Consider the following 25212-nt stretch of genomic DNA (forward strand, 5'->3'; position numbering starts at 1 on the left):
GTCACGTCACTGCGCGCCCTGCCACAGCGCTCACATAAAACCAATCTGTAAGATTACGGATCGCTGTCGCTGGCCAGATGACCCTTCGCGAGGGGGCGCGGGCCGAGTGCATTGCCGAGGTCCCGGATCGAGGCGAGCTTGTCGTGAAGCGGCGACCAGTCGTCGTCTTGTGCGATCGCCGACCAGATGCGTTCCACTTCGCTGTGGACGAGGCTGGCCGGATGACTGGCGCCTTCGATCTCGCGCTCCCAGTACTCCGCCTCGCCAGCGACGGCTTCGAACGGAGCCAAGGCTTCGGCCAGCGCTCCTTCGGCTGCCCGGCCCGAGCGGTGGCGATAGAAGAAGGTGTCCGGGCCGATCTCCGCATCGCGCATCGCCTGTTCGGAAGCCGCGACGAGCGCCGCGTTCTCCTCGTCACTGCCGGGAACGAGGCCCAGCCGCCAGCACCAGCGCCGCCCGACCGCTTGCTGATAGAGCGCACCGAATCGTTCGAGCGCCGCGATCAGCGGCGGCGCCTCCACCAGCAATCGCAGCGCAACGCCCAGCTGTCCGCAATTCCAGTGAATCGCTTCAGGCTGGCGGGCGAAGGCGTAAAGACCGGCGTGATCGAAATAGGCTGCCGTGAAACCACCGTTCCATTCCGGCAGGAAGCGCCACGGTCCGTAGTCGAAACTCTCGCCGCTGATATTCATGTTGTCGGTGTTGAGGACGCCGTGGACGAACCCAGCCACGATATAGCTCGCCGCAAGATCGGCCAGCCGCTCGACGACCTGGTGCATCAGGATGACCGCGGGTTCCTCGCGTTCCGGCGCATCGGCGGGCGGAAGGGGGCCGGGAAACTGTTCGAGGCAATAGGCCACGAGTTCGCGCATTTGATCGGGTTCGTCATGGGCGAGAAGGCGCTGGAACGTTCCAATGCGGATATGGCCGTGACTGAGCCGCGTCAGCACTGCGGAGCGGGTAGGGGATGGCTCGTCGTGCCGTTCCAGCTGCTCGCCTGTCTCGACGATGGAAAAGGTTCGCGAGGTATCGACGCCGAGCGCGCCCAGCATCTCCGTCGCCAGCAATTCGCGCACCGCGCCCTGCAGTGTGAGCCTTCCGTCGCCCGCCCGGCTATAGGGTGTCTGGCCCGAACCCTTCGTTCCAAGGTCGAGCAGCCGCCCGCCCTCGTCGCGCATCTGCGCGAACAGGAACCCGCGACCATCACCGAGGTCCGCATTGTAAACGCGAAACTGATGACCGTGATATTTGAGCGCGAGCGGCTCGGGCAAATTATCGGCCAGCGGTTCGAACCGGCAGAAATGCGCAAGCCACTCGTCATCACTCAACCCGTCGAGGCCGATTTGCGCAGCCGGTCCCTCTGCACGATGGCGCAGCGTACATTCCGGGAAGGCGGCGGGCGTAACGGGGTCGGCCAGCCAAGGGGCGAGGCTTAAGATGGGCGTGTCGGGTCGGTAATCGGTCATGGTTGGCCCCCGCGCTATCGCTATCGCCCGCCATATGGCAAGGGCAGCGCCTGCATGTTCGTCGGTTGCGCTCGACCGCGCGCAGCGGTAGCGAGCAATGCCATGACATCCGATCATTTCGTAGATGGCAACTGGACGAGCGAGGACGGTCTGACGCTGCATTTCCGCGACTATGCAGCGCGCGACGATGTCAGCGACAAGCGTCCGCCGATCCTCTGCCTGCACGGTCTGACCCGCAATGTGCGCGATTTCGCAGGATTTGCCGAGCGCTTCTCGGGCGAGTGGCGCGTCATCGTCCCGGAAATGCGCGGGCGCGGCGACAGCAATTACGCGACCGGCAGCGAAAGCTACAATGTGGGGCAATACGTGCGCGACGTTCAGGCTCTGCTCGATCAGGAAAAGATCGACCGCTACGTCGCGATCGGCACCTCGATGGGCGGATTGATGACGTTGGTTCAGGCGGCGCAGGATGCTTCCCGGCTGGCGGGCGTCGTCCTCAATGACATCGGTCCGGCAATCGAGGCTGCGGGCCTCGACAAGATCAGAGAGTATGTCGGGCAGGGGCGCAACTTTCCTACATGGATTCACGCAGCGCGCGCGCTTGCCGATACGCATGGCGAGGCTCATCCCGGCTATGCGACGCAGGACTGGATCGCGATGGCGAAGCGCGTGATGGTGCTCGGCCCGAATGGCCGGATCAGCTTCGATTACGACATGAAGATTGCGGAGCCGATCCTGCAATCGGACGATGCCGCCGCGCCTGCCGACCTCTGGCCCGCGCTCGACGCCATGAAGGACCGGCCCGTCCTGATGGTGCGCGGAGCCTTGTCCAATCTTCTTTCTCAAGCGACCTTCGACGAGATGAAGCGGCGCTTGCCCGATGCCGAGACCGTCACGGTGGCGGATACCGGCCATGCCCCGACGCTCGACGAACCGGAAGCCGTGGAGGCGATCGAGAGGCTGCTCGACCGCGTTGCAGCAGAAAGCCGTCGATGAGCCAGCGGTCGGGACGGCCCCGGTTCCTGCATGTTCATTGCCGCTTTCCCGACGGGATGGCGGCGGAACGCGACAGTATTCTGATGAGGGCGTTCGGCAATAAGGTCGAGCATGTCGTAGTGACGGCCGACCAAGGCTCACCGTCGAAAGTAGCAGGGATCGGCGGTTCAATATCAGTCACTTATCCCACGGACTTTCCGCCCATTCGAGGATTGCCGTTGCCCGGCAGGCTGTCCCGGCTGGCGCGGGCCATGCAGCCCTTCGACCTCGTCCTGACCCATGGGCGCGATGCGCTGGATGCGGCGATGGCGCATACCTTGTTCAAGGACGCGATGGACCTGCCGCCGCTTGTGCATCACGAGATCGGAGACGCCGCGCTGGAGGGCGGGATGGCAGCTACGTGGTATCGTCGCTTCGCGTTCGGCAAGGCGGCGGGGCTGGTCGTTTCGTCCGAGCGGATAGAGGAAGCCGCGCTCGTCGCGTGGCAGCAGCCGCTTGGCAGGGTGAAGCATATCCCGCCAGGGGTCCCGGTTTGTAAGTTCGCGTTCCGCCCGGCGAATGACAGCCTGCCGGGCCTCATCAAGAGGAAGGGCGAGTGCTGGCTGGGATGGACGGGACCGCTGGACGGGACGGCCGATATCGCCTCCCTCGTCGCGATCTGCGCTGCACTGCCGGAAAACTGGCATCTGGTGGTCGTCGGCGAAGGACCGGAGCGCGATAAAGTGGCGCAAGAGGCTGACAGGCGGGGCATCAATCACCGGGTTCACTTGCCCGGGAAAATCATTGAAATGTCGCAGATTTTGGGGCTTTTCGATATTTTCGCCCTGGCGTCTCACAGCGAGCGGGCGGGGCTCGACGCCGTGCGCGGAATGGCCGCCGGGCTCCCCCTCGCAGCGTTCGACAATGGCAGCCTCGGGCAGATGGTGGCTGAGGAAAACCGCCCTTTTCTCGCCGCGCACAAGGATGTCGAGACGCTCCAGACTGTCGTCGAGAGGCTGGCTAAGGATTCCGACTTGCGTCATTCCATCGGCAAGGCGAACCGCGAAAAGGCGTTGGCCGATTATGACGAGGAACGGATGGTGGCGACCTATCGCCGCCTCTATTCGAGCGCGATGCGCCGCGACGATTGGTAACGCATTTCGCGAGGTGCGATTTGCCGGGCGCTTCACCGGTCGTTCACTTGCCGTGTCAGACCATTGCCCTTGTCCCTGCCAGTCCCTAAAGGCATGGCACGCGGGCGACGGGGGCGTTTGTCCCGCCCGCCGATCCAGATCAACGAGAAAGAGTTTTTGCCTTGGCGCTGACACCGACCAATCCGAAAGCGAACGACAAGAAAGCCCGGCGCGAGGCGGCAGAGGGCGATGTCCTCATGCGCGAGGTCGACGAGGCCGTGCGGCAGGACGACATGGCGGCGTTCGGCAAGCGCTATGGCGCGCCGCTGCTCGCCGTGGTCGGGGTCGCGCTGCTCGCATTCGGCGGCTACCTCTACTGGAACAATGCGCAGGAAGGTGCGCGCGAACGCGATTCAGAAACGCTGGTCACCGCTTTCGACCAGCAAGAAGCCGGCAACCTTAGCGCCGCCACGCAGGCACTCGAACCGCTGGCCACCGGCGAGCGGGAAGGGGCACGCGCGATTGCTCTGATGGGGCAGGCCTCCATCGCACTGCAAGACGGCAAGACGCAGGCCGCAGCGCAGATGTTCGAAGCCATTGCCGATGATGCGAGCGTTCCGGACGAGATCCGCGAGCTTGCGCGCGTCCGGCAGGTCAGCACGATGTACGACCGCCTCGAACCCGCGGAAACCATCCGACTGCTCGACGCGGCGGCGCAGCCCGGTCGTCCGTTCTTCGCCAGCGCGGCGGAGATGAAGGCGATGGCGCTCGTCGCGCAGGGCAAGCGGCAGGAGGCCGGCGCCTTGTTCGCGCAGATCGCGCAGGACGACGAGACGCCGCCGACGCTGCAATCGCGCGCCCGGCAGATGGCGGGCCTGATGGGGGTCGATTCGATCGACGATCCTGCCAACGTCATCAGCGGCACGGCAACGACCACGCCCGAAGCGGGCGAAGCTACGGCGAGCGATTCCTGACCTAGCGGTAAACACCGATAAACGAACCACGATGCCGGTCTGATCGCCGGCGCATTTCGAGAGACCGAGGGCTTTCCCACGTGATGAGCAATAACAAACGACCTTTCCGCATCTTCGGCACCGCGCTCCTGCTTGCCTCGGTCACGGCGTGCAGCGGCGGCCTGTTCGGCGGAGGCGACGGCAAGAAGACGACGCCGACGGTGGGCGAGCGGATGCCGGTCCTCTCCCGGATCGAAAGCAGCGCGCAGGTCGATCCTGCCTTGCAGAACGTCCCGGTCACCGTGCCTGCCGCGACGGTCAACACCGACTGGGCGCAGACGAGCGGCACGGCCAACAAGGCTTACGGCCACCTTGCGCTGGGCGAGAATCCGCAACGAGCCTGGACTGCAACGATCGCCGGTTCGACCGAGCGGCGACGGCTTGCCGCGGCGCCGGTCGTAGGCGGCGGCTCGCTGTTCGTCGTGGACACGGACGGCGTCGTCCATGCCTTCGATGCCGCCACCGGAACCCGCCAGTGGCAGTATCGCAGCGAGATCGACAACAGCCTGCGCAACGTAGCCTTCGGCGGCGGCGTCGCCTATGCCGGGGACACGGTCTACGCAACGAATGGCGCGGGCGAGGTCATGGCGCTCGATGCCGCGACCGGAACCCTCAAATGGAAGGTCAAGCCGTCCGGCCCGCTGCGCGGTGCGCCGACGATCGCCTTCGGAAACGTTTTCGTCATGACGCAGGACAACCAGATTTTCGCCCTGAGCGCTGCGGACGGATCGCAGCAATGGCAGGAATCCGGATCGACCACGCAGGCCGGCGTGTTCGGCGTGGCCGCCCCGTCCGTCGGGCAGGGGACGGTCATCGCCGGCTACAGTTCGGGCGAGCTCTCCGCCTATCGCTACGAGAATGGCCGCGTCCTGTGGTCCGACGCACTGGCCCGCACCTCCATCTCGACCGAGGTCGGCTCGCTGACCGATATCGACGCCGATCCGATTATCGATAATGGCAGGGTCTACGCCCTTGGCCAGGGCGGCCGCATGGCAGCCTACGAACTCGTCACCGGCCAGCGCATCTGGGAACTGAACCTGTCGGGAATCTCCACTCCTGCGATCGCTGGCGAATGGATCTTCACCCTGTCGAACGATGCCATGCTGCTGGCGATTGCGCGCGGTACGGGCCGGGTGCGCTGGATCACCGAACTCGCTCAATATCGCGATCCCGAAGACCGCGAGGGGCCGATTTTCTGGGTAGGACCGGTGCTCGCGGGAAGCCAGCTCTGGATTGCCAATTCTGAGGGCGAGATCCATCGGGCGAGCGTGGGAGAGGGATCGACGTCACTCTTCACCGAACTGGACGCACCGATCAGCAACGCGCCCGTCGTTGCCAACGAAACGCTTTACGTCCTCGACGACAGTGGCCGGATTACCGCCTTCCGGTAAACCGGCGGAGCCGTCAGAAGCTGTATTTGTAGACGCGCGAAACGTTGCCGTCCCATTCGCCGTGATACTTGTCGAGCAGCCGCTCAGCGGGAACCTTCCCGCTAGCAACGATCTCGTCGAGCGTTTCGAGAAAGCCCGTCTCGTTGTCGCCGCTGCCATTGAGGCGTTTGCGGGCCGACAGGCCGGACCGGGCGATGGCGAGCACGTCCCGCGCCAGGTCGCGTAGCGTTCCGCCGCCGGGCAGGGGCGCGTTGAGTGCCTGCTTCGGGACCGCGTTGCGCAAGGCTTCGCGTTCTTCCATGCTCCAGTCCTTCACCAGATCCCACGCGGCATCGAGCGCGCCCTGATCGTAGAGCAGGCCGACCCAGAAGGCGGGCAGGGCGCAGATGCGGCTCCACGGACCGCCATCGGCCCCGCGCATTTCGAGGAAGCTCTTGAGGCGCACTTCCGGAAAGGCGGTGGACAGGTGATCCCACCAGTCGCTCTGCGTCGGCTTCTCGCCGGGCAGGACGGACAGTTCGCCGTTCAGGAAGTCACGGAAGCTGAGGCCCGCCGCGTCGATATACTTGCCGTCGCGATAAACGAAATACATCGGCACATCGAGCATGTAGTCCGTCCAGCGTTCGTACCCGAAGCCGTCCTCGAACACGAAGGGCAGCATCCCGGTCCGATGGGGATCGGTGTCGGACCAGATATGGCTGCGATAGGAGAGGAAGCCGTTGGGCTTGCCCTCGGTAAAGGGCGAATTGGCGAACAGGGCGGTGGCGAGCGGTTGCAGGGCGAGGCCGGTGCGAAATTTCTTCGCCATGTCAGCCTCGCTCGAATAGTCGAGATTGACCTGGATGGTGCAGGTTCGCAGCATCATGTCGAGGCCGAGCGTGCCGACGCGCGGCATGTGCCGCTTCATGATCTCGTAGCGCCCCTTGGGCATCATCGGCAGTTCGTCGCGGGTCTTGTCGGGCCACATTCCGAGGCCGAGGAAACCGACGCCGAGCTTGCGCCCGATCTCCTTCACCTGCGCAAGGTGCCGTCCGGTTTCCGCACAAGTTTCGTGCAGGTTCTCGAGCGGGGCGCCGGACAGTTCGAGCTGGCCTGCGGGTTCGAGGCTGATCGTGCCGTCACTGCCGCGCATGGCGATGACCTTGCCCGCTTCCTCGACCGGCTCCCAGCCGAATTGCCGCATGGCGAGCAAGATGTCGCGAATGCCGCCTTCCTCGTCATAGGACGGTGCGGCATGGTCGGTCGTGCGATAGACCAGCTTCTCGTGCTCGGTCCCGATGCGCCAGTCTTCCTTGCGCTTTTCGCCCGCCTGCATCGGCGCGATCAGCTGGTCGCGGGTTTCGATGACCGGATCGTCGCTCTCGGACGTGTTGCGCGTGCTCATGCAGCGCGCGTTAGAAAACAGGGCGTTGCGAGGGAAGCAATTTATTCATTTGCTCCCCAATCGCCCGCTTCGGCCATCCACAGGGCGGTCGCGGCGATGGCTGCGGTCTCGCCCCGCAATATACGCGGGCCGAGGCTGATCGGGCGCGCTTGCGGCAAGGCGCGGATCGCGGCTCGCTCTGCATCGTCGAAGCCGCCTTCCGGCCCGATGACGAGCGCGGCGGGCGCCTTCTCGCGGCGAAAGGCGGGGGCGGCCGGTTCGCCGCCATCCTCGTCGGCGAAGAACAGAATGCGCTCCTGCGGCCACTCGCGCAGCAGGACTTCGAGCTTCGCGACCGTAGCGAGTTCGGGCAGGGCGGTCCGGGCGCATTGTTCCGCCGCTTCGGTGACGATGGTGCGGGCGCGCTCGGGATTGAGCTTGTCCGCGACGCAGCGGCTGGTGAGAATTGGCGCAATCCGCCCGACGCCGAGTTCCGTCGCCTTTTCGAGGACCATGTCGAAGCGGTCCTTCTTCAAAAGGGCGGGGCACAGCCAGAAGTCGGGCACGGCCTCTCGCGGACGCAACCGGCTTTCGACGCGCAACGTGACCCGCCGCTTTTCCACCTCCACGACGCTGGCGGCCCATTCGCCGGTTACATCGTCGCACAGGATGACGTTGTCGCCCGGGGAAACACGCATGACCCTCCCGAGATAATTGGCCTGATTCCCCTCGAGCGTCATCACGCCGCCCTCGCTCAGCACCTCGGCGAGGAACAGGCGGGGCGCGCTTTTCGGAGGCCATGCCGGGGTTCGGGGTTGGTGGACCATCGCATCGCGCCATTAGACGAGCGCTGCGCTTCCCGCTAGATGCGCCTGAGCATGAACGAGAACAGCGTCCCGGACAGCCAGCATGGCGGAGTGATGGCACTGCTCCCGCGCCGGGTGCGCGATTATGCCGCGCTCGCGCGCTTCGATCGCCCGATCGGCTGGTGGCTGCTGTTCTGGCCTTGCGTCTGGGGCGTCTGGCTGGCGGGGGCGGGCTGGCAGTTCGCCCTGCTCGCATGGTTGCTGCTCGGCGCGATCGCGATGCGCGGGGCGGGCTGCGTCTATAACGACATCGTCGATGCCGATCTCGACCGGCAGGTCGCGCGCACCGCCAGCAGGCCCGTCGCGAGTGGCCGGGTGCGCCGCCGCGATGCGTGGATCTGGCTCGGCCTGTTGTGCCTTGTCGGGCTCATCGTCCTGTTGCAGCTTCAGCTTCGCGCGCAGATCGTCGCCTTGGCGAGCCTCGCGCTGGTCGCAGCCTATCCATTCATGAAGCGGATCACCTGGTGGCCGCAGGTCTGGCTCGGCCTCGTCTTCACCTGGGGCCTGCTCGTCGGCTGGAGCGAGTTTCGCAGCGACAATTTCGATGCGCTTTTCGCAATGTATGCCGGGGCGGTGTGCTGGGTCGTGGGCTACGACACGATCTATGCGCTGCAGGACCGGGAGGATGACGCTTTGGTCGGCATCCGCTCCTCCGCATTGCGCATGGGCGAGAAGGTTCGCGCGGGAACGGCCCTGTTCTACGCTGCCGCCGTCGCGTTCTGGGCGCTCGCCTTCTGGCTCTATCGCGCCGACTGGGTGGCGCTGATCGCGCTCGTTCCGGCCGCAGGGCATCTCGCCTGGCAGGTCGCGACCCTCGATCCCGCGGATGCCGCCAATCCGCTCGACAGGTTCCGCTCCAACCGGCTCGCAGGGGCGCTGGTCGCCGCCGCCTGCTTCGTCGTCGGCAATGCGGGGGTCTGAGCGAGCAGCATGTGCAATCTCTATCGTATGGCCCAGAGCGTCGGCGAAGTGGCGGAGTGGTTCCGGGCGGTCGACCGGGCCGGCGGCGCCAATCTCGGGAGCGAGGTCTATCCCGGCTATCCGGGCCTCGTCGTCGCGTCAGGCGAGGTGCAGGCGATGCACTGGGGCTTTCCGCTGGAGCGCAAGAACGCCAAGGGCGAGGCGCTGAAGCCCAAGCCGGTCAACAACACGCGCACCGACAAGCTCGACAGCTTCTTCTGGCGCAAGAGTTTCGTGAAGCGCCGCTGCCTCATTCCGCTGAGCGCCTGGGCCGAGGCGGAGGGCAAGAAGGGCGCAATGACGCGCACCTGGCTCAGCCTGCCGGACACGCCGCTCTTCGCAGTGGCCGGCATTTGGGACGAAAGCCCGCAATGGGGCCGCGTCTATTCGATGGTGATGACCGATGCCAGCGGAGACGCCGCCGACGTGCACAGCCGAATGCCGGTCGTCCTCGAACCTGCCAGTTACGAGCTATGGACCGCCGGGCCGCCCGACGCCGCTATGGAGCTTTGCGCGCCCTATGCCGGGAAACTGACGATCGACCGGACCGACGAGCCGTGGTCGGGCCATGCAAGGCAGGCCTCGCTGTTCTAGGTAATCTTGATCAGTCCTCCGGACCGAGCGAGGCATCGAGGTCGCGGGGCCGGGCGAAATGCACCAGCTTCCCGCACTCCGGTCGGATGTCCGACCACTTGTCGATGTCGAGTTCGTAGACCGCGAAACTCGCGGTCGGAAACTTGACCTTCGCCTCGTCGAACAAGGCGTTTTCCGCATTCGGGGCGACGAGGGTAAACAGCATGTCCTGAAGACCCGGATTGTGTCCCGACAACAGGATGGCGCGCGGATCGCCGTCCACTTCGGACAGGACTTCGCAGATTGTATCGGTCGAGGCGAGGTAAAGGCGGCGGTCGTAATGCACGTCGCGGCCGGGAAGCGCGCTTTCCAGCGTATCCTTCACCCGCTGCGCCGGGCTGGCGGCGATCCGGTCGAACCGGATGCCGTGATGCGCAATATGCTCGCCCATCAGCCGCGCCCCGCGCTTGCCCCGTTCATTGAGACCGCGCTCGAAATCCGCCTTGCGCGAATCGCTCCAGTCGGACTTGGCGTGACGGAGGATGCCGAGGATCTTCATGCGGTATTCGCCCCTGATAGCGCGGACAGGAAGTCATCGTCTCCGTCCATTGCATCCCTATCGGGTTCGCCGGCCAATCGCGCAAGAGCTTCGTCGAGCGTAACGCGATGGATCGGCGTGCCGGCCGGAAAAACGCTCTTCAGCCGGCTGGGAAAGGCGGGCGAGAGGACGACGAAATGGCCGCGATCGTCCTTGCTGCGGATCAGGCGTCCGAAGGCCTGGGCGAGCCGTGCGCGGATGATGCGATCATCGTAAGCCTGCCCCGAACCGCCACGGTCCGCAGCAGCGGCGCGGCGCGCACGATGCAGGATCGTCGGGCGTGGCCAGGGGACCTGCTCCATGACGACGCAGCGGAGAGAATTGCCCGGCACGTCCACGCCGTCGCGCAAGGCGTCCGTCCCCAGCAGGCTCGCGGCAGGATCGTCGCGGAAGATGTCGGTCAGCGTGCCCGTGTCGATCGGGTCGATATGCTGCGCGAACAGCGGCAGGCCCGCACGCGCGAGGCGATCGGCAATGCGGCCATGAACGGCGCGCAGGCGGCGGATCGCCGTGAACAGGCCAAGGACGCCGCCGCCCGTCGTCTCGATGATGCGCGCATAGGCCCCGGCGAGTCCGGCCAGGTCGCCTCGCTTTATGTCAGTCACGATCAGCACTTCGGCGCGGTTTGCATAATCGAACGGGCTTTCCGCATGGGTGAGGAGGGGGCGCGCCTCGGTATGGGCAGCGCCGCTTCGCTCGATCGCGGATTGCCAGTCGAAGCCGTCCTCGCCGCGTTCGGCCAGCGTCGCGGAAGTGAGCATGACGCCATGCGCCTGATCGAGGACGGTGCGCGCGAAGGGCTCCATTGGATCGAGCCAGCAGCGATGGATGCCGACGTCGAATTCGCGCGCATCGTTGCGGTCGACGAACAGCCAGTCGACGAACTTCTCGTCCACCGGCCCGCCGAGCCGGTCGAGCAGGGCAATCCACGCCGCCAAAAGGTCGATCCTCCAGGCCAGCGAATGGCGCGCTCCTTCGAGGCGCGCACGCCCCTGCGCATCGAGCCAGTCGGGTGCGGCTTCGGCAATCGCCTCGATCCGCCCTGCCAGCTTGACGAGCGGCAGGCGAATGGCGGACAGCGCGCCGAGCGCATGGCCCGCCTGTTCGATGAGTTCGCCGGGCAATTGCGCCGCTTCCGTCTCGATGCCGTAGCCCGCTTCCTGCCCGCCGGATTCGTCGCGCGCATAGGTCGTGTCGCGCACCGCCGCGAGTAGCGCTTCGATCGGTCCGTCAGGCAAATGTTCGGCCAGTCGTTCGATCCAGCCGCTTTCGGGAAGGGCGCGCGCCGCCTCGATCGCGGCCTCGATCGCTTCGCCGCCCGCCTCGTCATAGCTCGACACGTCGCTCAGGCGTGCGGCGAGACCGCGCCTTCTTCCCTTGTTCTTGCGTTCCGGGCCGAGCAGCCAGCGCTTCAATTCGACCGTTTCCCGCCCGGTGAGCGCGGCGGCAAAAGTGCCATCGGCAGCGTCGAAGACATGATGGCCCTCGTCGAAGATTATCCGCTTGGGAGCATTCGCCGGGTCGCGCGACCGGGCGGCATTGATCATCACGAGCGCGTGATTGGCGATGACGAGATCGGCCCTTGCGGCGGCGCGCACGCTCTTCTCGATGAAGCATTTGCGGTAATGCGGACAGCCGGCGTAGACGCACTCGCCGCGCTGATCGGTCAGCGAGGCGATGCCGCGTTTCCTGAACAGCGTGCCCAGCCAGCCGGGCAGGTCGCCGCCGATCATGTCGCCATCGCTGGTATAGGCCGCCCAGCGCGCAACGAGCTGCGCCAGGATGGCGGGACGCCCGGCAAACCCGCCTTGCAGCGCATCCTCGAGATTCAGAAGGCACAGGTAATTCTCGCGGCCCTTTCGCACGACGACGGGGCGCGACCCGTCGGCGCGCCGCTCCGGCCAGGCGCGGCGGCTTTCCTGCCGCAACTGGCGCTGCAGGTTCTTCGTAAAGGTCGAGACCCAGACCGTGCCGCCGCTTTCTCCCGCCCAGTGGGAGGCGGGCGCGAGATAGCCGAGCGTTTTGCCCGTGCCGGTCCCCGCCTGAGCCAGCAGCAAATGGGGCACCCCCTTGGCAATGCGCGGATCGAACATCTTGCCGGCATCGATGGCGAAATCGCGCTGCCCCTCGCGCCGTTCTGCGGAGGCTCCCGTCAGCTGAGCGAGCTGCTCGGAAATCGCGTTCTCCGACAGCGATAACTGGCGCGGCTGCGGGCGCTCGGCGCTCTCTTCCCATTCACTAAGCTTGGAGAACAGCCACTTCTCGGCGCGCTGAGGCTTCGCGACATGGCGATTGAGGAATTGCGCCCATGGCCAGCGCAACCGGGCGAGCGATTGCAGCGCGCTCCAGGCACCTTCGCGTTCCGGCCAATGGGTCGCTTCGCAGGTCGCGAACAGCTTGGCAGCGGCGCGTTGCAGAAGCAGCGGCGCCTCGTCGTCGCTTTCCGGCACGGGCAGATCGAGCGCATCGGCAAGCCCCTTGGGCGTCGGCACGCAAAAACGGGCGGGGTGAACGAAGGCGAAGAGTTCGAGCAGGTCCAGTCCCGAAAGGTCTGGATAACCGAGCCGCGTCGCGACCAGCGGCGCATTGACGAGCAGGAGGGGCGTGTCCGCGGCGTGGTTGATCGCCTCGCCTTTCGCGATGCCGCTCGTGCGACCGTCGGGCGAACGCAGCCAGATGCCCGCATGGGTGGCATGAAGCGCGGGAATGTCGATCGCCGCCGGGTCGTCGCAATGGCCGTGTTCGCTCACTTTGACGGTAGTGGGGTGCGCGGAACGAAAAGTAAACATGTCCTACATTGTCTTGCGGGTGATAGCGTGCCCCTCATGCTTCGGACCATCACACCTCTGACCTTTCACGAACCGTGTTTGGCTGGCTTCGCGCCCCACCGGTTTCCTTTGCCAAGACCGTGTTCCATGTGTTCCATCGGTTCAGTTTGAAGCTGGTGAAGATGAATGATTGCGAGTCACTTCGCGCTTGCGAAAGCAGGCCCAAGCGGCAAGAGGATAACGCCATGAGCATGACCGAACTGATCGACGCCGCACGTTCTTCCAAGGCCTGGCCCTTTCAGGAGGCGCAACGCCTGCTCAAGCGCTATCCCGACGGCACGAAACCCGACGGTTCGCCGGTGCTGTTCGAAACGGGTTACGGTCCCAGCGGCCTGCCGCATATCGGAACCTTTCAGGAGGTGCTGCGCACGACGCTGGTCCGCCGGGCGTTCGAAGCGCTGATCGGTGCGCGGCCCGAGGACGGCAAGACACGCCTCGTCGCCTTTTCCGACGATATGGACGGGCTGCGCAAGGTGCCGGACAACGTCCCCAACCAGCAGCTTTTGCAGGACAATCTGCACCTCCCGCTCAGCCGGGTTCCCAATCCGTTCGATACCACGCATGAGAGTTTCGCTGCCTACAACAACGCCAAGCTGCGCGAATTTCTCGACCGCTTCGGCTTCGACTATGAATTCGTCAGTTCCTCCGAGCGGTACAATTCGGGGGCGTTCGACGATGCCCTGCGCAACGTGCTCGCGAACAATCAGGCAATCCTCGACATCATGCTGCCGACGCTGCGCGAGGAACGCCGTCAGACCTATTCGCCGATCCTGCCTGTCTCTCCGAGCAGCGGGGCGGTCCTGCAGGTTCCGGTCGAGGTCGTCGATGCCGAGAAAGGGCTCATCCGCTTTACCGACGGGACCGGCGAGACTGTCGAACAGTCCGCGCTCGGCGGTCAGGCGAAACTGCAATGGAAGGTCGATTGGGCGATGCGCTGGGTCGCGCTCGGCGTCGATTACGAGATGTACGGTAAGGACCTGACCGACAGCGGTATCCAGTCGGGCAAGATCGCGCGCGTGCTGGGCGGCAACAAGCCGGACGGGCTCATCTACGAACTCTTCCTCGACGAGAAGGGCGAGAAGATTTCCAAGTCCAAGGGCAACGGGCTGACGATCGAGGAATGGCTCGACTTCGGCACCGAGGAAAGCCTCGGCTTCTACATCTTCCCGAACCCCAAAAGCGCCAAGCAACTGCATGGCGGCGTCGTCCCGCGCGCAGTGGACGATTACTGGCAGTTTCGCGAACGCCTCGCCGAACAGGATCTCGACAAGCAGCTCGGCAACCCGGTCTGGCACCTGCTGCGCGTGAATGGCGGTTACGAGGCGGAAGAGGCACCGGGGGCGGGCGATAGCCTGCCGGTGTCCTACAGCCTGCTCCTGAACCTCGTCGGCGTGCTGGGGGCGGAAGCGACGGAAGAACAGGTGTGGTCCTATCTCGGCAATTACGTCGATGTCGCCGAACCGGACAGCCAGCCCGAACTGGCCGAACTCGTCCGCAGCGCGCTTCGCTACAACCGGACCTTCATCGCCCCGCAACTCAGCCGACGGCCTCCGACCGAAAGCGAGAGCGCCGCGCTGGAGGAACTCGATCGTCGGCTTGCCGCGCTCAATGGCGATACCGAGGCGGAGGATATCCAGACCATCGTCTATGAAATCGGCAAGCGCGAGGAATACGGGTTCGAGAACCTGCGCGACTGGTTCCGGGCGCTGTACGAAATACTCCTCGGTTCGAGCCAGGGGCCGCGCATGGGTAGTTTCATCGCGCTCTATGGCATTGAAAACTCGCGGCGTCTGATTAAGAATGCATTAGTCACGACGTAACGCGGAATCGGGAACGGGCGGGATGGAGCGCGAAGAACGGAGCGATTTGTCTGCACAGAACGTCGTCCCCGAACAGGTCGACGCCGAGTACCCCTCAACTGATTCGATAGGCGAGGGCAACGCCGATCCCGGCGATTTGCGCATCGATCCCGCGCAGTTGTTCATCGAGGCGACCGAGCAGACACGCATGGCTCTGTGCGTCAGCGATCCCTATGCCGAGGATTGCCCGATCATCTACGTGAACGAGGCATTCGTCGAACTGACCGGCTATAGCCGGGACGAGATACTGGGGCGCAACTGCCGCTTCCTCCAAGGAGAGCAAACCGATCCGCAGGCGGTCGCCAAGTTGCGCGAAGCGGTTTCGCAGGAGCGCGTGCGGGTCGTCGACATATTGAATTACAAGAAGGACGGAACTGCATTCTGGAACGCCGTCCATGTCGGACCCGTCTATGGCGAGGACGGCAAGCTCGCCTATTTTTACGGTTCGCAGTGGGACATCACCGATCTCCTGGCGGAGCGCGAGCGAGCCGATACGAGCGGCGACATCGCGCGCGAAATGAAGCATCGCGCCGACAATCTGTTCTCCGTTGTCATCGCCATCGTGCGGCTGTCTGGGCGAAACGAAACCAGTGTCGACCGGCTCGTCGAGAAGGTCACGAGCCGCATTCAGGCCCTTTCAGCGGCGCATCGTGCTTCGAGCACCGAATTGAGTGCGACCGGGGAACGGGTCGATCTCTGTGAACTCGTCTGCGAGGTGCTTGCACCCTATCGGACGTCGCGCGAGGATCGGCTGGAAATCGTCGGCTCGAAGACGCCTCTGCCGCGTCGCTGGGTCACCCCGATCGGCCTGGCCATCCATGAAATGGCTACCAACGCGCTGAAATACGGATCGCTCGGCCAGTCGGAAGGGCGGGTCCATGTCGACTGGGAAAGCGACGACGAGCAACTGGTCATTCACTGGATCGAATCGCACGGCCCGGCCCTGCCGAAGACGAATGCGAACGCTGTTAAGGGCGGGGAAATGGGCACGCGCCTGATGGAGAACGTCCTGCGCGGAGTGGGCGGCAGGATCGATACGACTTTCGCCGAGAGCGGCTTTCGCGCGACGATCACTCTGCCGTTTGATGGCGCCGGCAATAGGTCCGGCTAGCCGCTAATCCCATTTGCGCGTGCGATACCAGCGCGTGAGGACATATTTCTCTCCTGCAAGGACCGGTGTGCCTGCGTGCATCGTGCCAGGATTGGGCGACCCGTCGGGCAGAGCGTTGTTCCAGATGAGGAGGACGCCGGGCTTGGGATCGATGGCGAGCCGCGCTTCGGTAAAGTGCGTCGCACCGCCTTCCTCGACTTCATTGAGGAAAGCCATTGCGGTCCAGCTGCGCTGTCCGCCCCGCTTTTTCTCGCCCTCCCAGTAAGGCTGGTCGGTGTAGAACCAGTCATTGTGCGGCTTGAACTCCTGCCCCGGCAGGTATCTTTGACCCTGAATCGTCTCGCCGATCTCGAAATCCAAGCCGAGCCGGTCGTCGATCCTCCGGGAGACTGCCAGCACGAAGGGGTCGGCCGGATCGAAATTGCCGGAATAGGAAGTGCGGAACTGCGACGCATAGTCGACCTCGAACACTGCGCTGGGCTGCGCGACCTCGTCGATCATCGCGATGAAGCGGGCACACTCCGACGGGGTGAGAAAATCGCCGATGGCGTAGATTTCCGCCGTCTCCGTCGGCAGGCGATAGGCTTGCGGATCGCTCGTCAACCGCTGCGTCACCTTTGCGCCGATGCGGGCGATCGCCGCCTGGTCCGGATGCTTCATCGATTGCGACATCAACGCGTCTGATAGCGATGGTTGGCGGGCGAGCAAGCGGCAACTCTTGTTCCGCGCGGATAAGAGCGTATGCCGTTGCTCCATCAAGAATGGGAGAGGCTATGCAAATTCTCGATCGATCGAAGGAGCGCTACAGTCGCGTGGCGATGCTGCTTCACTGGCTTATCGCGATTGCGGTGATAACCAATTGGCGGCTCGCCGAAGCCGCAGAGCATGCAACCGAAGCGTCTGCCGGGTGGTGGTGGACCCAGCACAAGTCGCTCGGCATCACGATCCTCGTACTGAGCTTGATCCGGCTGATCTGGCGATTGACGCACCCGCTCCCGGCGATCGAGCAGCGGGTTCCAACATGGCAGCGTGTTCTCGCGCGCACGACGCATGCGATTTTCTATGTGCTGCTGATCGGTCTGCCGCTGGGAGGATGGCTGGCGATCTCCTATTTCGGCAGCGATATCGACTATTGGGGCTTGTTCACCATCCCCGGTCTTCCCGTGGGACAGGATATGGCAGCGGGCGAGCGCATCGGCGGTCTGCATGCCCTAGGGGCCGAAATCATGCTCTATCTGATCGTGCTTCATACGCTCGGGGCGCTGAAGCATACCTTCTTCGACAAAACGCTCGGCATTTTCAGGATGCTTCCTTTCGGTGGGCATCGCGTTCGCGGAACCCGCCTCGATTGAGCGAAAACGCAAAAGCCCCCGCCATCGAGATGAGCGGGGGCCATAGTGCCTGCCGGAACGCTTCCGATCCTTCGTTCCGGCAAGCAGGGGTATTCGGCAGTCCTACCAGAAGAAGTCGTAGATGACGTCGACGACTTCGCCCGAATAGATGTCGACGAGAAGAACGTCGTCGTAATACCTCACCCAGCGATAGGGCCCGTAGACCTCCGGCAGGCGATAGGACCAGGGATCGCGGATGTAGTAGCGGCTGCCGAAGAAGCCACTGTCGAGAAAGATCCCGATACTCAGCCGGTTATAGCTGTGTCCGCGATAGGGCGCATAGTAGCGACCCAAGCGATAGTGATTGCGATGAAGGTTGCGATACCTCAACCAGTCGTAACGCTGGTTGTTGCGCCATGCGCGTCGGTCCCAGCGACGATGGTCGCGATAGTCGTGGCGGTCTCCGCGCCGCTCCCACCGCCTGTCGTCGCGGTGATCGCGCCTGTCGCCGCGCCGGTCCCAGCGTCCGTCCCGGTCCCGGTCGCCGCGATAATAGTCGCCCCGGTCGCCTCTGTAGCGATCGCGATAAGCGTCGCGGCGCTGATCGCGGTCTCTTTCCCTCAGGGTCTCGCGAATTGCGTCCCGGCGGACATCACGGCGAGCTTCGCGAAGGTCGCGATCGCCGCCACGCCTGCTTTCGCGAAGGTCGCGTTCACCCCCGCGCCGCGCTTCCCTCAGGTCGCGGCGTTGTTCCTGCTGAACGCGCTGGGCCCGCTCCGCTCTTTCCTGGACGACTTCGCGGGCAACGGCCCGGCGTTCACCGAGGTCGCGTGAGACGTCGCGCCTTTGCGGAGCTTCGCGGCGGACTTCCCGATCGATTTCCCGTCTGACTTCGCGCCGATCCTGCCGCGCCTGACCACGTTCGGATCGTGCGCGTTGCCGGTCGCCCAGCGTTCGTTGGCCACGTTCGCGCTGCTGCTCGACCGAAGCCGATGCTGCGGAGGCGGTTGCCGCCGTAGGCCAGGCAACGCCAGCCAAAGCGATGGCAATGATGCCGAAACCGCTCTTTTTCAGAATGTTATTCACTGCCATCGGTGGCTCTCCACTGTTTCGGTCGCGCCCACCCGTGCGATCATTGTCGATGAAGCGGGTATATCGGACGACGACTGACCGGTCCATGAACCGGACATGATGCTTTCCGTTCATGTTTCTTAACGAATATATGAACCATCCGGATGGCGCGATTGACTTGGACACCGCTATCTGCGCTTGCCGAAGGCGTGGAACCGACATTCGAAACGATCATGGACGACGCCCGGCATCGTCTCTCGGAGGGGGCGAGCAACCGCAAGGTTCCTTTTCACTCTCCGGTCGTCGCGAGCCTGGACGGCGAGGGGGGTGTGGCGCAACGGGTGATGATCCTGCGAGCTTTCGACGCGGAAAAATGGCAGCTGCGTTTCCATACAGATGCGCGCAGTCCGAAAGTCGATCAATTCGACAGCAGCGATGCGGTTAGCGTCCTTTTCTACGACAAGGACGCCAAGATACAGATACGTGTCGCCGGGCGAGCGGTCGTCGAACGGGACAGCCCGGAAGCCGACGCCGCCTGGAACGACAGCACGACCTTCGCGCGGCGTTGCTACATGGCCGAGGCGGGTCCCAGCTCGACAAGTCAAAGTCCGACCTCTGGGCTTCCCGCCCCGATAGAGGGCGTCAATCCGAGCGAAGCCGACGTTGCTCCGGCGCGCGTCAATTTCGCGATCCTGCGTATCGTCATCACGAAGCTGGACTGGCTCCACCTCGCAAATGAGGGGCACCGCCGCGCGCTCCTGACCTTCGAGGAGGAAAGTCGCGAGCCGTCCGGTCAATGGATCGTGCCTTAGGAACCGCCGCAAGCGTCAGACGACGCCGATAAGCTTCAACTTCTCCAGCAGGCCCGTCTGATCGAAGGGCTTGGTGATGTACTCGTCCGCCCCGCTCGAGCGAGCGCGATCCATGTCGCGCCCCGCCGACTTGCTGGTACAGAATACGACCTTGGGCGCATCGCCCCCGTCCTGTTCGCGCAGGGCATCGAGAAACTGGATGCCCGTCATGACCGGCATGTCCCAATCGAGCAACACCAGATCGGGCATGGCGATCCGGCATTTCGCCAGTGCTTCTTCGCCGTTTTCGGCCTCCGAGACGGCAAAGCCGCACGCCTCGACGATGGGTCGGGCAATCTTGCGGATCATGCGCGAATCATCGACCAGCAGGCAAGTCCGTCGCCGCGTCTCCTTCGGCGCGAGGGCGGAAACCCGCGCTCCGAGGCTATGGCGTGTGGTCGAGACGGCGGGCGTTGCGGTTGCGGTCGTCTCGCTCACCGTTCCCGCCGCTTCGAGAACATCGTCCTCTTCCTCGCCCCGGTCGCGGGCAAGCGCATCCACATCCGGGCGGGAGGGGCGTGCTGCGAGCGGGTCCGACTGGGCAATGCGCCCCTTGCTGCCGGCGCGCTTTATGAGATGGCGCATGGTGCAGCCTCCTGTCGGTGAGTGCCGAGCGGCGCGAGCGGCATCGCGTCCTTTTCGCCCGGCGTCTTTCTTACGTGGATGTAGGGCACCCAGACCTTTCCGTATTCGGCCTGCTGATACCAGAGATCGATGATGTCGTAGGAAGCCCAGAAGCCGTCCGGTTCGCGCAGGCGAATTCCCTCGCCGATGCGCGGCACGATCGCGAACTGCAATCGCTCGTTCGTCTGGTGCGTTTCGTTCTGGACTTCGATGTCGATCACTGCTGCGCCCTTCGTCTCGACCATCGTTTAGGCAAGAATTCTTGACGAATTGCAAATGCCGGAACCGTACTTTCGGGAACCCGGCAAAATGGCAGAGTTCCGGGGCGGAAGGGGCAAAAAATCCTACGCGATGGAACACATGGAACACGGTCCTGGCGATACAAAACCGTAGGCCGACAACGAGCTCCGCCGCCCGCGATAGCTTCCGCGAGTTGGCAGCATCTACATGAGAGAGAAGTCGGCCGATCACGGCGCCCTTTTACCGGGCTGGGCCGACGGTAGGAAAATGCAATCGCGCCCGGTGGCGCTCCAACGTGCCGCATGGTCGCCTCGGGAATGGCGGCGTATCCGGCCAACTCCGATGGCGTGCCGTTCGACATGTCGCATATCTACGCCAGCGGAAACATCGCCGCGGACATGTATTGCAACCTCACCGCTGCACGAACCGGGCGCATCCTTGCGTCACGCCTGTGGAACGCGACGGAGGACCCGGGAATGAAGAAGATGCTCGGTCCGGCGCCGCCGCATAGTGGGGCTCAAAAAGAACAGATGAAATAGTTCTGGTGCAGTGCCGGGTGCGCGTTCGTGCCCGGCAGCACGAAACCAATCGCCGAATGTCGGGTTGGTTTTAGTGAATACTTCGCTTCAGATTGCTTCAAGCAGTTAGGAAATAGAGATGTCCCATTCGCCCGCGAGCTGTTTCAAGATTACCTGCATGAAGACGGCCAGTTACGCGCTCATGCACTTGGTCGTCGCTATCGCCGTGGCCTATGCTCTGACCCGCAACTGGCAGGCGGCTTTGGCGATCGGCCTCATTGAACCGCTCGTTCAGACGTTCGCCTATTACTTTCACGATCGCGCCTGGAACAGGGCAGGCGGGGATTGGAATGCGAGTTCCGCCGAGCCGAGCGGTCTCGGATAAAGCCGGGCTCGCCGGTCCGAAGCGCAGTGCTTCGAACCGGCGGGCCGGGACCGCGCTCAGGCAGCCTGCTTGATTTCGCGCAGGGTTACGCCGAAAGTCAGGTCTTCGCCTGCGAGCGGGTGATTGCCGTCGGCCTTGACCGACTCTTCGCCAACAGACACGACATGGAGCGTTACCGGCGTACCGTCCTGTTGCTGTGCCTGCAGAGCCATGCCGGGCTGCGGCTCGGGTTCCGGGGGCAGGCTCTGACGGGGAATATCGATCACGAGTTCGTCACGACGCGGGCCGAAAGCCTTGTCGCTGTCGATTTCGACAGTTTCCTGCTTGCCGACTTCCATGCCGGTGAGCGTTTCCTCGATCTGCGGGAAGGTCTGGCCCTGGCCGATGGAGATTTCCTGGGGGCCGGCTTCCTCGGTATTGCCGACGACGGTCCCGTCGGTTTTGCTGACGACGTAGTCGATCAATACGGTGTCACCGTGTTTTGCAGTCTGCATGATATGTCCTTCTCGGATTTCGTGTGTCCGGCGCACGGGGATTGGCGCCGTCATGGTCGCGCCCGCGTACCGGGCGCCCTCACGCGTGAGTCTCGCAAACGAGGCCGGGCGAGTCAAATGGGGCGGACGGGGCTGCATCGACCTCGCTGGAACGACTTCCCAAACCAAGAATATAAGAAAGGAAAAATCGCCTATTGTTGAGAACAAGGATCAAGATGACCCATAGCTTTAGCTCCCTTGTTGCCACCGGCGCCATCGCCCTGTCGCTCGTCGCTTGCTCGACCGAGGCCGACGGGGACGCAACTACCGGAGATAACAGCGCCGCCTCGGACGAAGTAAGCGGCGACATGACGCCGTCCTCGGTCGATGTGGTCGAGGCGGCGAGTGCCAACGGAAATCTCGATAGGTTCCTTGAGGTAGCGGTGTCCAACGGCGTCGGCGAAACGCTCGCCAACGCCGACGCGGTCACCATCTTTGCCCCGATCGACGAAGCATTCGGCGCGGTAGAGGGGCTGGACCAGATGTCACAGGAACAGGTTGTCGCAATTTTACAGCGGCACGCCGTGGGCCGGATTATCCGCGCCGAGGATATAGCCGAAGGCGAGACGCAGCTTCAGACATTGTCAGGCGAAACGCTGACGATCAACAACCAAGGCGGCCAGATCATGGTGACTTCGCCCGACGGTGTCGAAGCGAGGGTGGTGGAAGCCGATATTACCGGTGACAACGGCGTCGTTCATGCAATCAACACGGTGCTGACGGAGTAGGCGCGGGCTTAAGGCCGTGCGAAACTCTCAGATTTGGTTTGGAGCAGGCCGGTTAGGCCATGAATGCGAGCTCGTGCTAGAATCCACTAAGGTTATTTGGCGGCGGCTATCGCGGAACGATCGGTGAAGCCCCCGGTTCGATGCTTGAAGGTGGCTGCAACGTCGAGCGGCCCAATCGGAGAATAGCTTGACCGAGACTTCCTGGCTCTGGACCTATGTCGCCTGCATGGCCGCTGGCGCGGTATTGTTCTTCTTCTGGAGCCGCGATCCGCGCCACGTGCCGCAATACGAATATGCCGTCGCGATCATGATTCCGGTCTGGTCCGGGCTTGCCTATACCGCGATGGCGCTGGGGCAGGGGACGATCGAGGTAAGCGGCCAGACCGTCTATTTTGCGCGTTATCTCGACTGGCTCGTCACGACGCCGCTGATACTGTTCGTCCTAGCATCGACCGGCATGTTCTTCAGGCCGCTCGACAAGACGACGATCTTCACGCTTGTGGGACTGGACGTCATCATGATCCTGTCGGGTCTGTTCGCCGACCTGTCGGGCGAGAGCGCCGCGAAATGGTTCTGGTACGCAACTGGCTGCGTCTGCCTCGCCTTGATATTGGGCATCCTCTGGGGACGGGTAAGGCGCGAGGCGTTCGCCCACAACGCGGAAATCGGCGGTGCCTTCACGAGGGTGAATACTTATTTTACCCTGATGTGGCTCGGCTATCCCACGGTTTGGGCGCTGGGACCTTCGGGTATCGGCGTCATCGACAGCACGACCGAAGTGGCCCTCTTCGTCATCCTGCCTATCTTCTCGAAAGTCGGCTTCTCGATCTACGACCTTTACGAACTGCGCAAACTCGCACCCAAGTTCTCGGAATTCGACGAGCCCAATCCCAATTCCCGGTTGCGAAAGACGATCCCTTAGCAAACAAGAAGGGGGTAACCGGTAAGACCGATCACCCCCCTCGTATTATTTTGCCGGAGCAATCCGGCGACGGCGCCTAGCGTGTCAGCTTCTTGTACTGCAGGCGCGTCGGACGATCGGCGGCATCGCCCAGGCGGCGGCGCTTGTCTTCCTCGTAAGCCTCGAAATTGCCTTCGAACCATTCGACATGGCTGTCGCCCTCGAAAGCGAGGATATGGGTCGCCAGGCGGTCGAGGAAGAAGCGGTCGTGCGAGATCACCACGGCGCAGCCCGCGAAGTTCTCGATCGCATCTTCCAGCGCGCGGAGCGTCTCGACGTCGAGATCGTTGGTCGGTTCGTCGAGCAGCAGGACGTTGCCGCCCTGTTTCAGCATCTTCGCCATGTGAACGCGGTTGCGCTCTCCGCCCGACAGCTTGCCGACGTTCTTCTGCTGGTCCTGCCCTTTGAAATTGAACGCCCCGACATAGGCGCGGGTCGACATGTCGTGGCCGTTGACCTTCATGTAGTCGAGGCCGTCGCTGACTTCCTCCCAGACATTGTTGCTGGCGGTGAGGTCGTCGCGGCTCTGGTCGACATAGCCCAGATGCACCGTCTCGCCGATCTTGATGTGGCCGCTATCGGGCTCTTCCTGACCGGTGATGATCTTGAACAGCGTGGATTTGCCCGCGCCGTTCGGACCGATGATGCCGACGATCCCGCCGGGCGGCAGGGTGAAGGAGAGGTTCTCGAACAGCAGCTTGTCGCCGAACGCCTTCGAGATGTTGTGCGCCTCGATCACCTGGCTGCCGAGCCGCTCCGGCACCTGGATAACGATCTGCGCCTTGCCCGGCTTGCGGTCGTTCTGCGCGTCCTGCAACTGCTCGAACTTGCGCAAGCGGGCTTTCGATTTGGTCTGGCGACCCTTGGGGTTCTGCCTGATCCATTCGAGTTCTTCGCTCAGCGCCTTCTGCCGCCCGGATTCCTCGCGTTCCTCCTGTGCGAGGCGCTTCGACTTCTTCTCCAGATAGGTCGAGTAATTGCCCTCGTAAGGATAGTAGGAGCCGCGATCGAGTTCGAGAATCCAGCCCACGACATTGTCGAGGAAGTAGCGGTCGTGGGTGATCATCAGGACCGCGCCGGCATATTCCTTGAGGTGGTTCTCGAGCCATTCCACGCTTTCGGCATCGAGGTGGTTGGTTGGCTCGTCCAGCAGCAGGATCGAAGGCTTCTGGATCAGCAGGCGGGTGAGGGCGACGCGGCGCTTTTCCCCGCCCGACAGGTTGGCGACGCTTGCATCGGATGGCGGACAGCGCAGCGCTTCCATCGCGATCTCGAGCTGGTTGTCGAGCGTCCAGCCGTCGACCGCATCGATCTTGGTCTGCAATTCGCCCATTTCGTCGCCGAGCTTCTCGTAATCGGCATCCGGCTCCGCCATCTCGGCGGCGATCTGATTGTAGCGATCGACCATGTCGGCGGTTTCGCGGGCACCGTCCTTCACGTTTTCGAGGACGGTCTTGTCGGGATCGAGTTCGGGTTCCTGCGGCAGATAGCCGACAGTGATGTTCTCGCCCGGCCAGGCCTCGCCCTGAAAATCGGTATCGATGCCCGCCATGATCTTCATGAGCGTCGACTTGCCGGCCCCGTTCGGACCGACGATGCCGATCTTGGCGCCCTGATAGAATTGCAGGTTGATGTTCTCCAGCACGGGCTTCTTCGCACCGGGGAAGGTCTTGGTCATGTTCTTCATGACATAGGCGTATTGCGCGGCCATTGGTCGGTTTCCTCGTTCGCGCGGCAGCATGGCCGCTTTCGATTGTGGGTAAATGCGTTGGCCGCCAGATAGGTCGTGCCGGACAAAGGAGCAAGCCTTGGTCTCTAAGGGGTGGGCTTGCCG

General features: G+C 63.6%; 25 protein-coding genes. 14 read left to right on the forward strand and 11 right to left on the reverse strand.

Translation table 11 applies throughout. From position 1 onward, the window contains the following. Window positions 1-53: 53 nt before the first annotated feature. The gene (locus GRI38_RS02410; protein ID WP_160681390.1) at window positions 54-1466 is read right to left on the reverse strand and encodes a protein adenylyltransferase SelO family protein; all 1413 of its coding nucleotides are present in this window, start codon (window positions 1464-1466) and stop codon (window positions 54-56) included. Window positions 1467-1568: 102 nt separating this feature from the next. Here GRI38_RS02410 and GRI38_RS02415 point away from each other — a divergent pair, with 102 nt between their 5' ends. The 4 genes from GRI38_RS02415 (at window position 1569) to GRI38_RS02430 (ending at window position 5978) form a co-directional block, all read left to right on the forward strand. Beyond that, entirely contained in the window at window positions 1569-2462 is an 894-nt protein-coding gene (locus GRI38_RS02415; RefSeq protein WP_160681391.1) for an alpha/beta fold hydrolase, read from the forward strand. Continuing rightward, window positions 2459-3595 (forward strand): glycosyltransferase family 4 protein, encoded by a 1137-nt coding sequence (locus GRI38_RS02420; protein WP_160681392.1) that lies wholly within the window; start codon window positions 2459-2461, stop codon window positions 3593-3595. Before GRI38_RS02415 ends, GRI38_RS02420 begins: the two co-directional genes overlap by 4 nt. Window positions 3596-3756: 161 nt before the next feature. Next, window positions 3757-4548 carry a tetratricopeptide repeat protein gene (locus tag GRI38_RS02425; RefSeq protein ID WP_160681393.1) on the forward strand — a complete coding sequence of 264 codons (792 nt, stop codon included), beginning with the start codon at window positions 3757-3759 and terminating at the stop codon, window positions 4546-4548. Window positions 4549-4631: 83 nt separating this feature from the next. After that, window positions 4632-5978, forward strand: a complete 1347-nt coding sequence (locus tag GRI38_RS02430; RefSeq protein WP_160681394.1) for an outer membrane protein assembly factor BamB family protein — start codon at window positions 4632-4634, stop codon at window positions 5976-5978. A 13-nt stretch (window positions 5979-5991) separates the two neighbouring features. Here GRI38_RS02430 and GRI38_RS02435 read toward each other — a convergent pair whose 3' ends face one another. Both GRI38_RS02435 and GRI38_RS02440 read right to left on the reverse strand, forming a co-directional pair. Further along, entirely contained in the window at window positions 5992-7362 is a 1371-nt protein-coding gene (locus tag GRI38_RS02435) for a glutamate--cysteine ligase (protein WP_160681395.1), read from the reverse strand. 41 nt (window positions 7363-7403) lie between these two features. Further along, the gene (locus GRI38_RS02440; protein ID WP_160681396.1) at window positions 7404-8168 is read right to left on the reverse strand and encodes a 16S rRNA (uracil(1498)-N(3))-methyltransferase; all 765 of its coding nucleotides are present in this window, start codon (window positions 8166-8168) and stop codon (window positions 7404-7406) included. 51 nt (window positions 8169-8219) lie between these two features. On the opposite strand from GRI38_RS02440, the gene ubiA reads away from it, so the two are divergent. Both ubiA and GRI38_RS02450 read left to right on the forward strand, forming a co-directional pair. Continuing rightward, entirely contained in the window at window positions 8220-9128 is a 909-nt protein-coding gene (gene ubiA, locus GRI38_RS02445) for a 4-hydroxybenzoate octaprenyltransferase (protein ID WP_160681397.1), read from the forward strand. A 9-nt stretch (window positions 9129-9137) separates the two neighbouring features. Then, window positions 9138-9761: an SOS response-associated peptidase gene (locus GRI38_RS02450; RefSeq protein WP_160681398.1), complete on the forward strand. Its 624-nt coding sequence runs from the start codon at window positions 9138-9140 to the stop codon at window positions 9759-9761. Between the two features lie 10 nt (window positions 9762-9771). Here GRI38_RS02450 and GRI38_RS02455 read toward each other — a convergent pair whose 3' ends face one another. After that, the gene (locus GRI38_RS02455; protein WP_160681399.1) at window positions 9772-10299 is read right to left on the reverse strand and encodes a SixA phosphatase family protein; all 528 of its coding nucleotides are present in this window, start codon (window positions 10297-10299) and stop codon (window positions 9772-9774) included. After that, window positions 10296-13127: an ATP-dependent DNA helicase gene (locus GRI38_RS02460; protein ID WP_160681400.1), complete on the reverse strand. Its 2832-nt coding sequence runs from the start codon at window positions 13125-13127 to the stop codon at window positions 10296-10298. Before GRI38_RS02460 ends, GRI38_RS02455 begins: the two co-directional genes overlap by 4 nt. 224 nt (window positions 13128-13351) lie before the next feature. Here GRI38_RS02460 and GRI38_RS02465 point away from each other — a divergent pair, with 224 nt between their 5' ends. Together GRI38_RS02465 and GRI38_RS02470 are read left to right on the forward strand one after the other, a co-directional pair. Beyond that, window positions 13352-14986 (forward strand): lysine--tRNA ligase, encoded by a 1635-nt coding sequence (locus GRI38_RS02465; protein ID WP_160681401.1) that lies wholly within the window; start codon window positions 13352-13354, stop codon window positions 14984-14986. A 46-nt stretch (window positions 14987-15032) separates the two neighbouring features. Beyond that, entirely contained in the window at window positions 15033-16136 is a 1104-nt protein-coding gene (locus tag GRI38_RS02470; protein ID WP_160681402.1) for a PAS domain-containing protein, read from the forward strand. A gap of 3 nt (window positions 16137-16139) precedes the next feature. On the opposite strand, the gene GRI38_RS02475 is transcribed toward GRI38_RS02470, so the two are convergent. After that, entirely contained in the window at window positions 16140-16796 is a 657-nt protein-coding gene (locus tag GRI38_RS02475) for a prolyl hydroxylase family protein (protein WP_237487315.1), read from the reverse strand. A 113-nt stretch (window positions 16797-16909) separates the two neighbouring features. Here GRI38_RS02475 and GRI38_RS02480 point away from each other — a divergent pair, with 113 nt between their 5' ends. Further along, entirely contained in the window at window positions 16910-17488 is a 579-nt protein-coding gene (locus GRI38_RS02480) for a cytochrome b (protein WP_160681404.1), read from the forward strand. A 102-nt stretch (window positions 17489-17590) separates the two neighbouring features. Here GRI38_RS02480 and GRI38_RS02485 read toward each other — a convergent pair whose 3' ends face one another. Next, on the reverse strand, window positions 17591-18673 hold the full coding sequence (locus tag GRI38_RS02485) for an RcnB family protein (RefSeq protein WP_237487316.1): 1083 nt from the start codon (window positions 18671-18673) through the stop codon (window positions 17591-17593). A gap of 29 nt (window positions 18674-18702) precedes the next feature. Between GRI38_RS02485 and GRI38_RS02490 the strand changes: the two genes are divergently transcribed. Further along, window positions 18703-19350, forward strand: a complete 648-nt coding sequence (locus GRI38_RS02490; RefSeq protein ID WP_237487317.1) for a PNPOx family protein — start codon at window positions 18703-18705, stop codon at window positions 19348-19350. A gap of 15 nt (window positions 19351-19365) precedes the next feature. Here GRI38_RS02490 and GRI38_RS14260 read toward each other — a convergent pair whose 3' ends face one another. Then, on the reverse strand, window positions 19366-19974 hold the full coding sequence (locus tag GRI38_RS14260; protein ID WP_160681405.1) for a response regulator: 609 nt from the start codon (window positions 19972-19974) through the stop codon (window positions 19366-19368). Beyond that, window positions 19959-20258 (reverse strand): hypothetical protein, encoded by a 300-nt coding sequence (locus GRI38_RS02500; protein ID WP_237487318.1) that lies wholly within the window; start codon window positions 20256-20258, stop codon window positions 19959-19961. The genes GRI38_RS14260 and GRI38_RS02500 overlap by 16 nt, the downstream gene beginning before the upstream one ends. 267 nt (window positions 20259-20525) lie before the next feature. Between GRI38_RS02500 and GRI38_RS02505 the strand changes: the two genes are divergently transcribed. Further along, window positions 20526-20792: a manganese catalase family protein gene (locus GRI38_RS02505; RefSeq protein ID WP_337191262.1), complete on the forward strand. Its 267-nt coding sequence runs from the start codon at window positions 20526-20528 to the stop codon at window positions 20790-20792. 118 nt (window positions 20793-20910) lie between these two features. After that, complete coding sequence (locus GRI38_RS02510) at window positions 20911-21156, forward strand: DUF2061 domain-containing protein (RefSeq protein WP_160681407.1); 246 nt, start codon at window positions 20911-20913, stop codon at window positions 21154-21156. A 56-nt stretch (window positions 21157-21212) separates the two neighbouring features. Here the strand turns inward: GRI38_RS02510 and GRI38_RS02515 are convergent, their stop codons facing one another. Further along, the gene (locus GRI38_RS02515) at window positions 21213-21650 is read right to left on the reverse strand and encodes an FKBP-type peptidyl-prolyl cis-trans isomerase (protein ID WP_160681408.1); all 438 of its coding nucleotides are present in this window, start codon (window positions 21648-21650) and stop codon (window positions 21213-21215) included. A 215-nt stretch (window positions 21651-21865) separates the two neighbouring features. Between GRI38_RS02515 and GRI38_RS02520 the strand changes: the two genes are divergently transcribed. Both GRI38_RS02520 and GRI38_RS02525 read left to right on the forward strand, forming a co-directional pair. Continuing rightward, window positions 21866-22417 carry a fasciclin domain-containing protein gene (locus tag GRI38_RS02520; protein ID WP_160681409.1) on the forward strand — a complete coding sequence of 184 codons (552 nt, stop codon included), beginning with the start codon at window positions 21866-21868 and terminating at the stop codon, window positions 22415-22417. 187 nt (window positions 22418-22604) lie between these two features. Next, the gene (locus tag GRI38_RS02525) at window positions 22605-23339 is read left to right on the forward strand and encodes a bacteriorhodopsin (protein ID WP_160681410.1); all 735 of its coding nucleotides are present in this window, start codon (window positions 22605-22607) and stop codon (window positions 23337-23339) included. Between the two features lie 76 nt (window positions 23340-23415). Here the strand turns inward: GRI38_RS02525 and ettA are convergent, their stop codons facing one another. Continuing rightward, window positions 23416-25089, reverse strand: coding sequence for an energy-dependent translational throttle protein EttA (gene ettA, locus GRI38_RS02530; RefSeq protein ID WP_160681411.1), 1674 nt, complete (start codon window positions 25087-25089; stop codon window positions 23416-23418). Window positions 25090-25212: the final 123 nt, after the last annotated feature.

Origin of the sequence: Parapontixanthobacter aurantiacus, from assembly GCF_009827635.1 — a bacterium.
GTDB lineage: Bacteria > Pseudomonadota > Alphaproteobacteria > Sphingomonadales > Sphingomonadaceae > Parapontixanthobacter > Parapontixanthobacter aurantiacus.

Bases quoted from the DNA above. Each gene is read 5' to 3' on its own strand.
- GRI38_RS02420 (WP_160681392.1), top strand. From the start codon at position 2,459: ATGAGCCAGCGGTCGGGACGGCCCCGGTTCCTGCATGTTCATTGCCGC.
- GRI38_RS02415 (WP_160681391.1), top strand. From the start codon at position 1,569: ATGACATCCGATCATTTCGTAGATGGCAACTGGACGAGCGAGGACGGT.
- GRI38_RS02510 (WP_160681407.1), top strand. From the start codon at position 20,911: ATGTCCCATTCGCCCGCGAGCTGTTTCAAGATTACCTGCATGAAGACG.
- ettA (WP_160681411.1), bottom strand. From the start codon at position 25,089: ATGGCCGCGCAATACGCCTATGTCATGAAGAACATGACCAAGACCTTC.
- GRI38_RS02475 (WP_237487315.1), bottom strand. From the start codon at position 16,796: ATGAAGCATCCGGACCAGGCGGCGATCGCCCGCATCGGCGCAAAGGTG.
- GRI38_RS02410 (WP_160681390.1), bottom strand. From the start codon at position 1,466: ATGACCGATTACCGACCCGACACGCCCATCTTAAGCCTCGCCCCTTGG.
- GRI38_RS02455 (WP_160681399.1), bottom strand. From the start codon at position 10,299: ATGAAGATCCTCGGCATCCTCCGTCACGCCAAGTCCGACTGGAGCGAT.
- GRI38_RS02450 (WP_160681398.1), top strand. From the start codon at position 9,138: ATGTGCAATCTCTATCGTATGGCCCAGAGCGTCGGCGAAGTGGCGGAG.
- GRI38_RS02435 (WP_160681395.1), bottom strand. From the start codon at position 7,362: ATGAGCACGCGCAACACGTCCGAGAGCGACGATCCGGTCATCGAAACC.
- GRI38_RS02440 (WP_160681396.1), bottom strand. From the start codon at position 8,168: ATGGTCCACCAACCCCGAACCCCGGCATGGCCTCCGAAAAGCGCGCCC.
- GRI38_RS02515 (WP_160681408.1), bottom strand. From the start codon at position 21,650: ATGCAGACTGCAAAACACGGTGACACCGTATTGATCGACTACGTCGTC.
- GRI38_RS02485 (WP_237487316.1), bottom strand. From the start codon at position 18,673: ATGAACGGAAAGCATCATGTCCGGTTCATGGACCGGTCAGTCGTCGTC.
- GRI38_RS02490 (WP_237487317.1), top strand. From the start codon at position 18,703: ATGGCGCGATTGACTTGGACACCGCTATCTGCGCTTGCCGAAGGCGTG.
- GRI38_RS14260 (WP_160681405.1), bottom strand. From the start codon at position 19,974: ATGCGCCATCTCATAAAGCGCGCCGGCAGCAAGGGGCGCATTGCCCAG.
- GRI38_RS02520 (WP_160681409.1), top strand. From the start codon at position 21,866: ATGACCCATAGCTTTAGCTCCCTTGTTGCCACCGGCGCCATCGCCCTG.
- GRI38_RS02460 (WP_160681400.1), bottom strand. From the start codon at position 13,127: ATGTTTACTTTTCGTTCCGCGCACCCCACTACCGTCAAAGTGAGCGAA.
- GRI38_RS02500 (WP_237487318.1), bottom strand. From the start codon at position 20,258: ATGGTCGAGACGAAGGGCGCAGCAGTGATCGACATCGAAGTCCAGAAC.
- GRI38_RS02465 (WP_160681401.1), top strand. From the start codon at position 13,352: ATGAGCATGACCGAACTGATCGACGCCGCACGTTCTTCCAAGGCCTGG.
- GRI38_RS02480 (WP_160681404.1), top strand. From the start codon at position 16,910: ATGCAAATTCTCGATCGATCGAAGGAGCGCTACAGTCGCGTGGCGATG.
- GRI38_RS02430 (WP_160681394.1), top strand. From the start codon at position 4,632: ATGAGCAATAACAAACGACCTTTCCGCATCTTCGGCACCGCGCTCCTG.
- ubiA (WP_160681397.1), top strand. From the start codon at position 8,220: ATGAACGAGAACAGCGTCCCGGACAGCCAGCATGGCGGAGTGATGGCA.